Consider the following 12,749-nt stretch of genomic DNA (forward strand, 5'->3'; position numbering starts at 1 on the left):
ATAATTTACGGATAAGCTCTTAGCCAGCCGGACAAGCTGCTCATCCGTGATGGTCATGTCCGACTCTCGTCGGATCACGGCTTCGATAAGAGCGTTCTTATCCGCGAAATTCGCGTAGACGGTCGCCTTTGCGATGCCGGCGCTCGCCGCGATTTCATCTATCGTGACGTCAGGACCGCGGGCCAGGAGCAATGCGCGTGCAGCGTCCAGCAAAGCTGTTTTCTTCGCATCGTCTTTCGGTCTTCCGCGGGGCCGTTTCTCTCTTGTCATGAAATGCTCCAGCTTTGCGTATCACGGCAAAGGCAGCGTCGAAAGAATGCCCGCAAGCATGAGGCCACCCACGACAGTGATGTGCTCAAGCGCGATATGAAACTCACCCGTGCGTTTTGGTTCTTCGAACTTCCAAAAAGGATGACCTATGGGAATTGTGAGAAGAAGAAAGACCGTCAAGCCAAAAGCACCAATCCATCCAAGTCCAGCGAAATTCGTGATCACCAGCGCCGAGCCAGTGAGCTGGGTAGCCATTGTTGCAATCGCAAATAAGCGAGGCGATGGCAAGTTTGCATCGATCATCTCCTGAACAATGACTTTGAAGTTGAAGACACCGAACAGGCCTGCCGTCCAGAACACGAAGGTCAGCACGACCTTGGCGACCACCAAGGTGACGGGATGAGTGAGCAGCGGCGTGAAGAAGCTTTCCATGGCGCACCAAGCACATTTAGCAGACTTGCGAGTATAGTAAATAGATTGAGCCAGGGCAAGGTACACGTGGCAAGTCGGAGGGACATGAGGCCCATGCGGGGTTTTGGGCGTGATTGCAGGCACGGGCTCGAACGAAGAACCATTGCTCCGTCGATGCAACGCCGTGCCCACTCTGGTAGAACACGGACTGTGCGAATGACGCGGCGGCGTCATCGCCCGGACCATGCGTGCACATGCCGTCCAATCGAGGACCGGAGAGCAGGAGCAGGGCCGACAGCGCCGGTCGTGATGCCAGCCTGGGCAACGCCGTCCCGCCAGTCTCCTCCGGCATCGGGCGCGCATCCATCGTGCTCCGTCACTTTGTCGAGCGGCAATGACGGAGGATGGACGATGACATGGAACTCACGCCTACTGACTGACGCTCATTGATGGAACACCACCTGAGCGGGGGAATGTCTCGGCTCAATTGCTCGCGTCCGATCAGGCTCGATCACTGTCTTCGGCGATCAAGCGTAGGCACTTGACGAAAAGGCCGCGGTACTCCTCTGGCAGGCGAGCGAGCAGCTGGTCTTCAACGGATCCATCGCGTGGCATCACTCGATTGAGCAACTCGATTCCCGCAGGTGCCACGTAGAGCTGGTAGGCGCGAGCATCGGAGGGTGATGGTCTGCGCTCGATCAAACCACTGCTGCTCATCCGTCGAACCATCTCGGCCACCGTGTTGCGATCCATCGCCAAGCGTTCAGATAGCGCGCTCTGGCTGAGGCCTGGCTCCTGGTAAAGCAACACCAGGGTCGCCTTCTGCCGTGGCGTGACCCCTTCCTCGGAAAACGCATTGGCGAAGATCTCCTCGGCCTTGAAGTGTGCGCGGCGTAGCAGGTGGGAAGGCACATCCTCAAGCCGGAAATGCCGAAGGAGGGCTTGAACCTCCTTCGTGAGAGCACGAGACGACGAGTTGGAATTCATTGCGGGTGGCAGTCGTATGTAGCGGTAGGTACTGAATATTACGATAGGTCCCATCATATTGACAATACGTCGTGTACGTACTATAGAGTGGACCCAGGAGGGGTTTTTTTGAGTATTTGAGGCGATAAACATAGGGTTATCACCTATATTCCGGTGCGTGGACGCCCCTTACGATAGTACGTATACGTTTCATACGGACGCAGACAATCAAAGGATCAGCGTAAACCATGCGAACCATCAAGCCAACGCCACAGGTTCTGTTGCGGCGCATCGAACGGTCAGACGCGCTCCCGCCCCCTCACTTCCGCTATTCGCCTGCAGTCCAGGTTGGCTCGGATGTCTATGTCTCGGGGCTTGTTGGTCTGGACCCGGCTACGGGCGGCCTGGCCGCTGAAACGGCTGCGGGGCAGACCCGGCAAATCTTCAGGAATATCCAAGCCCTCTGTGCGGAACAAGGTTGGTCCCTTGAGCGCGTTGTGGTGGCGCGTGTGTACTGCGCCGGCGAAGGTGCAGCAGATGGCATGAACGAGGTGTGGAGCGAATTTTTTACTCAGCTCGCTCCACCCGCCAGAACCTTCACGGTCGTGAAGTCCCTCCCGCTGGGTGCTGCGGTGGAAATCGAGTTTCAGTTGTCAATTTGAGGAGAACTGCTATGAACGAAGGCAAGATTCTGTCCGGCCTCTTGGCGCCCCATCCGCCGCATCTGGTCTATGGGGAGAACCCGCCTCAGAACGAACCGAGGTCGCAAGGCGGCTGGGAACCGCTGCGCTGGGCCTACGATCAAGTGCGCGAGAACATCGAGCATCTGAAGCCCGATGTTCTGATCGTCCATTCCCCGCACTGGATCACTCAGGTGGGCCATCATTTCCTGGGCGTACCTCGGCTTACGGGGCGCTCGGTCGATCCCATCTTTCCGAATCTGTTCCGCTACGACTTCGGCATGAACGTCGATGTGGAACTGGCCGAGGCCTGCTGCGAGGAAGCAACCAAGCTGGGTCTGGTCAGCAAGATGATGCGCAACCCGAGCTTCCGCGTGGACTACGGGACCATCACCACGCTGCACATGGTCCGCCCGCAATGGGATATCCCCGTGGTGGGGATCTCGGCCAACAACACGCCGTACTACCTCAACACCAAAGAGGGGCTGGGCGAGATGGACCTTCTCGGTCGTGCCACGCGAGAAGCTATTCGGAAGACGGGGCGGCGTGCAGTCCTTCTGGCGAGCAATACGCTGTCGCACTGGCACTTCCATGAGGAGCCTGCGCTGCCTGAGGACATGTCCAAAGAGCACCCGGAGCGCTACGACGGCTACTTGTGGGATGTACGCATGATCGAACTCATGCGCAAGGGCCACATGAAGGAAGTCTTCGAACTGCTCCCTCAGTTCATCGAAGAAGCCTTTGCTGAAATCAAGTCCGGTGCATTCACTTGGATGCACGCAGCGATGGGTTATCCCGAACTGGCCGGCAAGCTACATGGCTACGGCACCGTCATCGGCACTGGCAACGCGGTGATCGAGTGGAACCTTGAGGATGTCGGCCTTTCCCGTTTGGAGTCCGTGGCGTAAGCCGCCTGAGTCCACCATAAGCATAAGAAGCAGGAGACTTCAACATGACCATCGTTTCTGCATTCCTCCTCCCCGGCAGCCCACTGCCGCAGTTGCGGCCCGATATCACGCCTTGGGGGCGCATCCGCGAAGGCCTTTCGCGAGCCGGCAAAGCACTTGCTGAATCGAAACCCGACTGCGTGCTTGTTTATTCAACGCAATGGTTCGCGGTGCTTGACCAGCTGTGGATCACACGCGCGCGCAGCACCGGCGTGCACGTGGATGAAAACTGGCACGAATTCGGCGAGCAGGCCTTCGACATCCACTCGGACTGCGCCCTGGCCCAGCGCTGCGTAGACGCCTGCAATGCTGCGGGGATCAAGACACGCGGTGTCGATTACGACCAGTTCCCGATCGACACCGGAACGATCACCGCCACGACGCTGATGGGTTTCGGCTCAGCCAGCCTGCCGGTCGTCATCGCAGCGAACAACCTGTACCACAGCGCCGAGCAAACGGAGCAACTGGGCGCGATCGCCTCGGCTGCGTTGCAGGACAAGCGCGCGGCCGTGCTGGGAATAGGTGGCCTGTCCAACAGTGCGTTCCGCGAGAACATCGATCTGGAGAAAGACCACATCCTGTCCGAAGCCGATGACAAGTGGAACCAGCGAGTGCTGGCGCTCATGGAAAGCGGCGACATCGAGGCGATTCGCGCGATCCTTCCGCAGTACTCCACCGAGGCTCGCCCCGACATGGGCCTCAAGCACTTCTATTGGCTGCTCGGTGCCATGAACGCCAGTTTCAAGAAGGCGACGGTGCATGAGTATGCCCCGCTTTACGGCAGTGGTGGCGCTATTGTCCAGTTTGACGTCCAGTAGCGCATTATCGACAGGGCTTGCGGCGCAAGCCCAAATTTGCCTCCAAAGGAGCATTCGTTTTGAAGCAGTACAAAAACTTCATTAATGGCCGGTTCGTCGAGAGCGACAAGCGGTTTGCAGGGATCAATCCGGCGACCGGCGTTCGTTTCGCCGATGTGCACGAGGCCACCAGGGAGATGGTTGATGAGGCTGTCTCGGCCGGCCATCGGGCCGTCCGCGGCTGGGGCTCGGCCAGCGTCTCGGATCGGGCCGACATGCTGTATCGCATTGCAGACGAGATTGATCGACGCGCCGATGACTTCCTGACCGCCGAGGTCAGCGACACGGGCAAACCCGTGTCGCTCGCCTCAAAACTGGACATTCCCCGGGGCGCCGCGAACTTCCGCATCTTTGCGGATATTCTGAAGACGGCCCCGCTGGACACCTTCCGCACGGATCTGCCTGGCGGCTCCCATGCGATCAACTACGCCGTGCGCAAGCCCTTGGGCGTGGTCGGCATCATTTCTCCTTGGAACCTCCCGCTGCTCTTGTTCAGCTGGAAAGTCGCCCCCGCACTGGCCTGCGGAAATGCGGTGGTGGCCAAGCCATCGGAGGAGACGCCTGGAACCGCCACACTGCTCGCCGAGGTCATGCAGACGGTAGGGTTACCTGCTGGCGCTTTCAACCTGGTGCATGGCTTCGGCCCGAACTCGGCTGGGGAGTTCATCACCACGCATCCGGGCATCAATGCCATCACCTTCACGGGCGAGTCGAAGACGGGCACCGCCATCATGCACGCCGCTGCGGAAGGCGTGAAGCCCGTGTCGTTCGAACTGGGCGGCAAGAACGCCGCCATCATCTTCGCCGACTGCGACTTTGACAAGACCGTGGCAGGCATGACGCGCGCGGCATTCCTCAATAGCGGCCAAGTCTGCCTGTGCTCCGAGCGCATATTCGTCGAGCGGCCAATCTATGACCGCTTCGTGAAGGCACTTGCCGAACGCGCGAAACAGATCAAGCTCGGTGACCCCACCGACGAGGCGACGTGCATGGGGCCTGTCATCTCTGCCGCCCATCGCGACAAGGTGCTCAGCTACTACGCGCTGGCGCGCGAGGAAGGCGCAGAGTTCATCACAGGCGGCGGAACACCCTCTTTCGGCAACCAGCTCGATGGCGGCTTCTGGGTTGAACCGACACTACTCGCCGGCCTGCCCGACGACGCACGATGCGTCACGGAAGAGATTTTTGGGCCGATTGGTCACGTCACGCCCTTCGACTCGGAGGCAGAAGTTATCCAGCGCGCGAACGCGACGCCCTATGGCTTGGCCGCGACGATCTGGACGAGCAATGTGAACAAGGCTCATCGCGTCGCGCAGTCCATGAACGTGGGCGTCGCCTGGGTCAATGCCTGGTTCCTGCGCGACCTGCGAACCCCGTTCGGTGGCAGCGGCCTGTCGGGTATCGGCCGTGAGGGGGGGCTCCACTCGCTGAACTTCTATTCCGAGCTCACGAATGTCTGCATCCATGTAGATGCGCCGGATGGCTCCCATGACAGATAAGACCGTGAGCACGGGCGCTACATCGTCGGCCGTGGTTGAAGGCCGCTCGCAGCCGCGCGGCAAGTTTCCCCACATCAAGCGCGCCGGCGATTTTCTTTTTGTCTCAGGCACCAGCTCGCGCCGTCCCGACAACAGCTTTGTCGGCGCCGAGGCCGACCCCATGGGCGTCCTGGATGCAGATATCCGTGCGCAGACCCGCGCGGTCATCGAGAACATCCGGGCCATCCTGCAGCCCGCAGGCGCGGATCTGACGGATCTGGTCGAGCTGTCGGCCTACTTGGTCGATATGGGCGACTTCAAGGGCTACAACGAGGTTTACGCCGAGTACTTCGGCTACGACGGTCCAACCCGCACTACGGTGGCTGTCCATCAGCTGCCTCACCCGATGCTGCGCATCGAAATCAAGGCAGTGGCCTACAAGCCGCCGGCCCCAGACGCATAGAGGAAGGTTCTATCGTGACACCACAACAACGCGAAGAGGCCGCTCAGTCTCTTTATCAGGCGATGCAAAGCGGCAAACCGATCGCGCCCCTGCGCGACACGTTCCCGGACATGAACGTGGACGACGCTTACGCGATCCAGAGCATCAACACACAACGGCGAATCTCGCTGGGCCGGCGCGTGGTCGGTCGCAAGATCGGCCTGACATCCGTCGTCGTTCAACAGCAACTCGGTGTGGACGAGCCCGACTTCGGTGCTCTCTTCGATGACATGTCCTTTGGCGATGCCGAGACGATCCCTCTGTCGATTCTTCATCAACCGAAGGTCGAGGCAGAAATCGGCTTTGTCCTCGGCCGCGACCTGGACACGGAGCAGCCTACGCACCAGGAGGTCCTGCAGGCTGTGGACTACGTGGTTCCAGCGCTGGAAATCGTGGGTAGCCGCATCGCTGACTGGAACATCAAGTTCGTCGATACCGTGGCCGACAACGCTTCGAGCGGAGTCTACGTGTTGGGATCGACGCCGATTTCTCCCCGTGGCCTGGACCTGAGCTTGGTAGGAATGTGCCTGTCGCGCCGCGGGGAGCCGGTGTCTACCGGCGCAGGCGCGGCCTGCCTGGGCACCCCCCTGAACGCTGTGGTCTGGCTGGCGCGCACCATGTCCCGCCTGGGCAAGCCGCTGCGTGCCGGCGAACTCATCCTTTCGGGCGCGCTGGGCCCGATGGTCGCGGTCAAGCCGGGCGACGTGTTCGAGTGCCACATCAATGGCGTGGGAAGCGTTCGCACAGAGTTTGAATCCAACCAAATGAATGGAGTTGCGGCATGAGCGTGCACGAAGAAATCATCATCCGCCTGGACGACGCCGCAAGATACGCGCACGAGGTCCCACAGTTCGACACCGACAACACACTGAACCTGCCCGACGCCTACGAGATCCAGCGCGGCTCCATCGCCCGTCGACTTGAGCGGGGCGAGCGGCGTGTCGGCGTGAAGATGGGGTTCACCAGCCGGGCCAAGATGGTTCAGATGGGGCTGTCCGATGTCATCTGGGGCCGATTGACTGACGCCATGCAATTGGAGGAGGGCTCCAATGTCGAGCATTCGCGTTTCGTGCATCCCCGGGTCGAGCCGGAGCTGGCATTCCTGCTGAAAAAGCCTCTGGCGGGCAATGTCACCGGAGCCGAGGCGCTGGCGGCGGTCGAAGCGATTGCACCTGCTTTGGAGGTGATCGACTCCCGCTATCAGAACTTCAAGTTCACGCTGCCGGAGGTCATCGCGGACAACGCGTCTTCCAGCGGCTTCGTGGTTGGCGGCTGGCATTCGCCGGCCACGGACTTCGGCAACCTGGGGCTGGTCATGAGCCTGGACGGCCGCGCCGTGCAGGTCGGCTCCACGGCGGCGCTGCTCGGCGATCCGCTGCGCTCGCTGGTCGCCGCAGCGCGGGTTTCGGCCGCTGCGAACGAACCCTTGGAGGCCGGTTGGATCGTTCTGGCCGGGGGGGCGACGCCCGCGGAGTGGATCTATCCCGGTCAGCACATTTCGATGCGCATGCAGGGCTTGGGGAGCGTTAGCTTTCAACTGGTTTGATTGGGGTCTTGCGCGTCAAGCGCACCACCGCACTTGCAGCGTCTATATCTGGAGTTCTCTATGACCCGAAAATTCAAAGCCGCCATCATCGGCAGCGGAAACATCGGCACGGACCTGATGATCAAGATCATGCGTCACGGCCGTCACATCGAAGTAGGGGCCATGGTGGGGATCGACCCTGCCTCGGACGGTCTTGCCCGTGCTTCTCGCCTGGGCGTAGGCACCACACACGAAGGTGTAGAGGGTTTGACGCGTCTGCCCATCTTCGAGGAAATCGACTTCGTGTTCGATGCTACGAGCGCCGGGGCTCACGTCCACAACGATGCACTGCTGCGCAAGTACAAACCCGGTATCCGCGTCATTGACCTGACGCCGGCCGCCATCGGTCCGTACTGCATCCCCGTAGTCAATGGCAAACAGAACTTGGATGCGCTGAACGTCAACATGGTGACTTGCGGCGGCCAGGCAACTGTCCCCATGGTAGCCGCGGTCTCTCGCGTGACCCAGGTCCACTATGGCGAGATCGTGGCTTCTATCGCTAGTAAGAGTGCCGGGCCAGGGACTCGGGCCAACATCGACGAGTTCACCGAGACAACCTCAAAGGCCATTGAAGTTGTGGGTGGCGCATCGAAAGGCAAGGCCATCATCGTGTTGAACCCCGCCGATCCGCCCTTGATCATGCGCGACACCGTGTACACGCTCAGCGACGTGGCTGACGAAGCAGCTATTGCCGATTCGGTTGCCCGGATGGCCGCCGATGTCCAGAGCTACGTGCCAGGATATCGATTGAAGCAGACCGTGCAGTTTGATCGTGTCGAGAACCTGAACGTGCCAGGCGTGGGCCGCATCTCCGGCCTGAAAACCAGCATTTTCCTGGAAGTCGAAGGCGCAGCGCACTACTTGCCGGCTTACGCGGGAAATCTCGACATCATGACCAGCGCCGGCCTTCGCACAGCCGAACAAATGGCAGCACGGATGACGGCCGGGACGGTCGCCGCCTGAACGAGGAGCACAACGATGAGCATCAACGGGAACGCCGCAGCGTCCAAGCTTTATATTTCCGACGTCACTTTGCGCGATGGAAGCCACGCTATCCGCCATCAATACTCTGTGCCTCAGGTACGTCAGATCGCCCTGGCGCTGGACGAGGCCCGCGTTGACTCCATAGAGGTCGCGCACGGGGATGGCCTTCAGGGTTCGAGCTTCAACTACGGCTTTGGCGCTCACACCGACGTGGAATGGATCGAAGCTGTAGCCGATGTTGTGAAGCACGCCAAGATCGCGACACTCCTGCTGCCAGGCATAGGCACCGTGCATGATCTGCAGGCCGCGTACAACGCCGGCGCGCGCATCGTGCGTGTCGCCACCCACTGCACTGAAGCCGATGTGTCGCGCCAGCACATCGAACTCGCTCGCAAGCTGGACATGGACACGGTGGGCTTCCTAATGATGAGTCACATGTCCTCGCCGCAAGCTCTGGCTGAGCAGGCCAAGCTCATGGAAAGCTACGGCGCGACCTGCTGCTATGTCGTCGATTCCGGCGGCGCGATGAACATGAACGATGTTCGAGATCGTGTTCTCGCGCTGCGTGAAGTCTTGCAGCCGGAAACTGCCATTGGGATTCATGCGCATCACAATCTCAGCCTCGGCGTGGCCAATTCCATCGTGGCCGTAGAAGCAGGCGCTATCCGTGTCGACGCAAGCCTGGCTGGCATGGGCGCGGGTGCCGGGAATGCGCCGTTGGAGGTATTCATCGCCGCCGCGGAACGCATGGGCTGGCAGCATGGTACGGACCTGTACAGATTGATGGATGCCGCCGATGACATCGTTCGCCCTCTGCAAGATCGTCCAGTGCGTGTTGATCGAGAGACGCTCGCGCTCGGCTATGCCGGTGTCTACAGCTCATTCCTGCGGCACGCCGAGGCCGCCGGTCACAAGTATGGTCTGAAGACGGTCGATATTCTGGTGGAGCTTGGCAAGCGTCGTATGGTTGGTGGGCAAGAAGACATGATCGTCGATGTGGCGCTCGATTTGGCACAACAGACGACAACGTAGCTAGCGGTTAGACGAATGGCATCGGGGAGCAGCTACTCGCTCCGCTCTAGGCGTTTGGGAAAACGCATTACCCATGCCGAACCTATTGAGCCGATCCACAGGAGACTACATATGAAGCTGTATCGGGAGTTCACTACGCAAGAAGAAATCGACCTCCAATGCGACTGCGAGGCGCCCCAGGATATGCGCGCCATCTGGGAATGGGTCACGTCGCACAGCAAGCTGGCGCACAGCAAGCTGGCGCACAGCAAGCTGGCGCGCAGCGAGTTGGACTGCTATCTGGACGAGCGCTTCGGTCCCACCGTGGATGAGACTGTCGACATTTTTCCGTCCAGTCGCACCGGCTCGCCTCTCGTCGTCTTTATCCACGGTGGCTGGTGGAGCTCGACTACCAGCAAGGAATGGAGCCTTATGGCGCGCGGACTTGTACCGCACGGCGTAACCGTGGCGGTGACCAACTACACCTGTGCCCCAAGGCATCGATCGATGAAATCATCCGACAGAGCCGCGCTGCCGTGGCTTGGTTGTACCGTAACGCGCAGCGCTACAACGTTGATCCAGACCGAATTTACGTCGCCGGCCATTCCGCAGGCGGCCATCAAGTCGGCATGATCGCTCTCACTGATTGGCAAGCTGACTATGGTCTACCGCCAGACCTCGTCAAAGGCGATGTCCCTGTTAGTGGACTTTTCGACCTGACACCGTTCCGCTATTCGTGGTTGCAGCCCAAGCTCCAACTAGACCACGACACCATTTTTCGCCAAAGTCCCTTGTTCCATGTGCCGACCGATACCTCGCGATTCCCTCTGGTGATCACCGTCGGCGGCGACGAGCCTCCAGATTTTCAGCGCCAGTCGACTGCCTTTGCCGATGCTTGGCGCGCCGCAGGCGCACAGGTTCGCCAGTTGGATCAGCACAACTGCAACCATTTCACGGCAGTCGCGGGCTTCGAAGATCCGGAGAGCCGGCTCGTGCAGGCTGTGCTGGAGCTGATGGATGGATGAATAGCGCCCCCCGAAACGCTCGGTACCACGACCGATCTGGGCGTGCCGTGCAACTATTCCGGCCACCAACTCGCCCCGTGCTCCGGGCGCCTGATGGCGTCGCGGCAGGGGAAACCGCGCTGTGCTGACGCCGCTCGAAGTGATGCAGGTCATCAGAAGGCCCGCCGTGGTGATGGCGTCCAGCGCTGCGCCGATTCGCTCGAGAAATTTTGCTACTACGCCTACGCCAATTTCAGGCGCTGCGTGCCGCCGCTGCGTTGGTCAGCTAGTCGGCCACCACCGTTTGTATGGCCTGCCAGGCTGGCCAGAGTGAATGCCTCTGCAAGAGCCTGCGCAAGCGCGGCCTTCGGCGATCACAATGCCACAACCAACCAGTCCGCCGCTCGGCGGTATGGCGGTCATGGCTTGATCCATGCATCGCACCTGCTTGGGGTGTTTTGACACAACGCCCCGAAATCGGTATAGTACCAAACCGCTCGGTACGGTCAAACTCAACCACGCCGCCGCTGAGCATCCGAAGTTATGAGGATGCTCGGAATTTATTTGAACTGCTGGTTAACTTTTCTTTTATGTCAAACCGGCTCTTCGCATTTAAGGGTGTAGAAAAAATCTGACCGGCTGGAAAAGGAGTCGAGGATCTTAGAAAATGTAAGCTCTCACACCAACAAAAACTAAGCCCCCGACGTGAACAATCTTACCTTTTCTAGCCCTGATCTTTCCAGCTTTTGCCAACTGAATAACCTCGGCCTGACTGCCACTGGACAACATCTTTGTGCAGAGCGCGCCGTCATCGAATGTCGTTTAACCAAAGCACCCGAGCCATGCCCCAAGTGCGGGGCTGCTGGTGTTTCACGCGGTACTGTCGATAGGCATCTTGCTCACACACCTTACGGACAACGACCAACCAGATTGCTGCTGCGTATCCGTCGCTGGCGTTGTGCTTGCGGCTGTTTCTGGCATGAAGATACAAACAGTGCAGCACCTCCACGTTCAAAGCTTTCATATGGGGCGATACGCTGGGCATTAGCTGCCATCGTGCTGGATCATCTGTCGGTATCTCGTGTTGCGAGCCAGCTTGATGTTGCATGGCACACCGCTAATAATGCCATTATCAACGAAGGACGGCGCCTGCTTTTTAATGACTCGACACGTTTTGACGGTGTGACCGTGCTGGGCGTGGATGAGCATGTTTGGCGACATACACGCTGTGGTGACAAGTACGTCACCATCGTGGTTGACCTTACGCCCGTGCGTAACAAAAACGGGCCGGCCCGCTTGCTCGATGTGCTGGAAGGCCGCTCCAAACAAGCCTTTAAGCAATGGCTACAGAGTCGCCCCAAATCGTGGCGTGACCAGATCGAAAGCATTGCCATGGACGGTTTTACGGGGTTTAAATCTGCAGCGCAAGAAGCCCTGCCTCAAGCCCAAACCGTGCTGGATCCTTTCCATGTCGTGCGCTGGGCAAGCAACATGCTGGATGAATGCCGCCGGCGTGTGCAACACGACATCCTGGGCCGCAGAGGGCGTAAAAATGACCCGCTCTACAAAAGCCGTCGAACGCTACTGACTCGGATCAGCTACCTGTCTGACGCCAACAAAAAGCAACTGTTCCAGCTGTTTGCAGATGAGCACCACCTCGAAGTGGATTGCACCTGGAGCATGTACCAACGGGTGGTCAGCGCCTACAACGAGCCGGATCGAAAACGTGGTAAAAAACTCATGGAAGAGGTCATAAATATCATTACAGCCAGCGACTTGCCCAAAGCGCTCATCGAGGTGAAAGGCTTGGGGGAAACGCTGAAAAAATACGCTGAGAGCATCCTTGCCTACTTCGACCGGCCAGGAACCAGCAACGGTCCAACAGAAGCTATCAACGGGCGACTTGAGCACTTACGAGGTACCGCCTTGGGCTTTAGAAATTTAACCAATTACATAGCCAGGTGCTTGCTGAAGTCAGGAGGGTTTAGAAATCAGCTACACCCTTAAATGCGAAGAGCCGTCAAACCGAGCGGTTCGGTACTATTCGTATATTG

Annotated in this window: 15 protein-coding genes; 12 read left to right on the forward strand and 3 right to left on the reverse strand. The window is 59.4% G+C overall.

The features are described from left to right. From K206_RS39555 to K206_RS39560, 3 genes are all read right to left on the reverse strand, one after another. Positions 1–270 (reverse strand): TetR/AcrR family transcriptional regulator (locus K206_RS39555; protein ID WP_155888305.1); only part of this gene is annotated, 270 nt, incomplete at its 3' end. A 21-nt stretch (positions 271–291) separates the two neighbouring features. After that, positions 292–702, reverse strand: a complete 411-nt coding sequence (locus K206_RS0128450) for a DoxX family protein (RefSeq protein WP_020205766.1) — start codon at positions 700–702, stop codon at positions 292–294. 480 nt (positions 703–1,182) lie between these two features. Next, positions 1,183–1,668: a MarR family winged helix-turn-helix transcriptional regulator gene (locus K206_RS39560; RefSeq protein ID WP_020205767.1), complete on the reverse strand. Its 486-nt coding sequence runs from the start codon at positions 1,666–1,668 to the stop codon at positions 1,183–1,185. Positions 1,669–1,895: 227 nt separating this feature from the next. Between K206_RS39560 and K206_RS41180 the strand changes: the two genes are divergently transcribed. The 12 genes from K206_RS41180 (at position 1,896) to K206_RS41945 (ending at position 12,702) form a co-directional block, all read left to right on the forward strand. Beyond that, on the forward strand, positions 1,896–2,309 hold the full coding sequence (locus tag K206_RS41180; protein ID WP_011489341.1) for a RidA family protein: 414 nt from the start codon (positions 1,896–1,898) through the stop codon (positions 2,307–2,309). Between the two features lie 11 nt (positions 2,310–2,320). Next, complete coding sequence (locus tag K206_RS0128465; protein ID WP_011489340.1) at positions 2,321–3,235, forward strand: tRNA U-34 5-methylaminomethyl-2-thiouridine biosynthesis protein; 915 nt, start codon at positions 2,321–2,323, stop codon at positions 3,233–3,235. 44 nt (positions 3,236–3,279) lie between these two features. Next, positions 3,280–4,092 carry a tRNA U-34 5-methylaminomethyl-2-thiouridine biosynthesis protein gene (locus K206_RS0128470; protein ID WP_011489339.1) on the forward strand — a complete coding sequence of 271 codons (813 nt, stop codon included), beginning with the start codon at positions 3,280–3,282 and terminating at the stop codon, positions 4,090–4,092. A gap of 59 nt (positions 4,093–4,151) precedes the next feature. Beyond that, entirely contained in the window at positions 4,152–5,630 is a 1,479-nt protein-coding gene (locus K206_RS0128475) for a 2-hydroxymuconic semialdehyde dehydrogenase (protein ID WP_011489338.1), read from the forward strand. Beyond that, positions 5,620–6,072, forward strand: coding sequence for a RidA family protein (locus tag K206_RS0128480; protein ID WP_038457523.1), 453 nt, complete (start codon positions 5,620–5,622; stop codon positions 6,070–6,072). Before K206_RS0128475 ends, K206_RS0128480 begins: the two co-directional genes overlap by 11 nt. Before the next feature lie 14 nt (positions 6,073–6,086). Beyond that, positions 6,087–6,896 (forward strand): 2-keto-4-pentenoate hydratase, encoded by an 810-nt coding sequence (mhpD, locus tag K206_RS0128485; protein WP_011489336.1) that lies wholly within the window; start codon positions 6,087–6,089, stop codon positions 6,894–6,896. Beyond that, the gene (locus K206_RS0128490; RefSeq protein ID WP_011489335.1) at positions 6,893–7,657 is read left to right on the forward strand and encodes a 2-keto-4-pentenoate hydratase; all 765 of its coding nucleotides are present in this window, start codon (positions 6,893–6,895) and stop codon (positions 7,655–7,657) included. Before mhpD ends, K206_RS0128490 begins: the two co-directional genes overlap by 4 nt. Before the next feature lie 60 nt (positions 7,658–7,717). After that, positions 7,718–8,659: an acetaldehyde dehydrogenase (acetylating) gene (locus tag K206_RS0128495; RefSeq protein WP_011489334.1), complete on the forward strand. Its 942-nt coding sequence runs from the start codon at positions 7,718–7,720 to the stop codon at positions 8,657–8,659. Between the two features lie 15 nt (positions 8,660–8,674). Then, on the forward strand, positions 8,675–9,712 hold the full coding sequence (dmpG, locus tag K206_RS0128500; protein ID WP_011489333.1) for a 4-hydroxy-2-oxovalerate aldolase: 1,038 nt from the start codon (positions 8,675–8,677) through the stop codon (positions 9,710–9,712). 111 nt (positions 9,713–9,823) lie between these two features. Beyond that, positions 9,824–10,324: a hypothetical protein gene (locus tag K206_RS44415; RefSeq protein ID WP_049782196.1), complete on the forward strand. Its 501-nt coding sequence runs from the start codon at positions 9,824–9,826 to the stop codon at positions 10,322–10,324. After that, positions 10,228–10,716, forward strand: a complete 489-nt coding sequence (locus K206_RS41185; RefSeq protein ID WP_231401701.1) for an alpha/beta hydrolase — start codon at positions 10,228–10,230, stop codon at positions 10,714–10,716. Before K206_RS44415 ends, K206_RS41185 begins: the two co-directional genes overlap by 97 nt. Before the next feature lie 684 nt (positions 10,717–11,400). Next, the gene (locus K206_RS41945; protein WP_011920678.1) at positions 11,401–12,702 is read left to right on the forward strand and encodes an ISL3-like element IS1411 family transposase; all 1,302 of its coding nucleotides are present in this window, start codon (positions 11,401–11,403) and stop codon (positions 12,700–12,702) included. Positions 12,703–12,749: the final 47 nt, after the last annotated feature.

Origin of the sequence: Cupriavidus sp. WS (assembly GCF_000395345.1) — a bacterium.
Classification (GTDB): domain Bacteria; phylum Pseudomonadota; class Gammaproteobacteria; order Burkholderiales; family Burkholderiaceae; genus Cupriavidus; species Cupriavidus basilensis_B.

Bases quoted from the DNA above. Each gene is read 5' to 3' on its own strand.
- K206_RS0128450 (WP_020205766.1), bottom strand. From the start codon at position 702: ATGGAAAGCTTCTTCACGCCGCTGCTCACTCATCCCGTCACCTTGGTG.
- K206_RS39560 (WP_020205767.1), bottom strand. From the start codon at position 1,668: ATGAATTCCAACTCGTCGTCTCGTGCTCTCACGAAGGAGGTTCAAGCC.
- K206_RS41180 (WP_011489341.1), top strand. From the start codon at position 1,896: ATGCGAACCATCAAGCCAACGCCACAGGTTCTGTTGCGGCGCATCGAA.
- K206_RS0128465 (WP_011489340.1), top strand. From the start codon at position 2,321: ATGAACGAAGGCAAGATTCTGTCCGGCCTCTTGGCGCCCCATCCGCCG.
- K206_RS0128470 (WP_011489339.1), top strand. From the start codon at position 3,280: ATGACCATCGTTTCTGCATTCCTCCTCCCCGGCAGCCCACTGCCGCAG.
- K206_RS0128480 (WP_038457523.1), top strand. From the start codon at position 5,620: ATGACAGATAAGACCGTGAGCACGGGCGCTACATCGTCGGCCGTGGTT.
- K206_RS0128490 (WP_011489335.1), top strand. From the start codon at position 6,893: ATGAGCGTGCACGAAGAAATCATCATCCGCCTGGACGACGCCGCAAGA.
- K206_RS0128495 (WP_011489334.1), top strand. From the start codon at position 7,718: ATGACCCGAAAATTCAAAGCCGCCATCATCGGCAGCGGAAACATCGGC.
- dmpG (WP_011489333.1), top strand. From the start codon at position 8,675: ATGAGCATCAACGGGAACGCCGCAGCGTCCAAGCTTTATATTTCCGAC.
- K206_RS44415 (WP_049782196.1), top strand. From the start codon at position 9,824: ATGAAGCTGTATCGGGAGTTCACTACGCAAGAAGAAATCGACCTCCAA.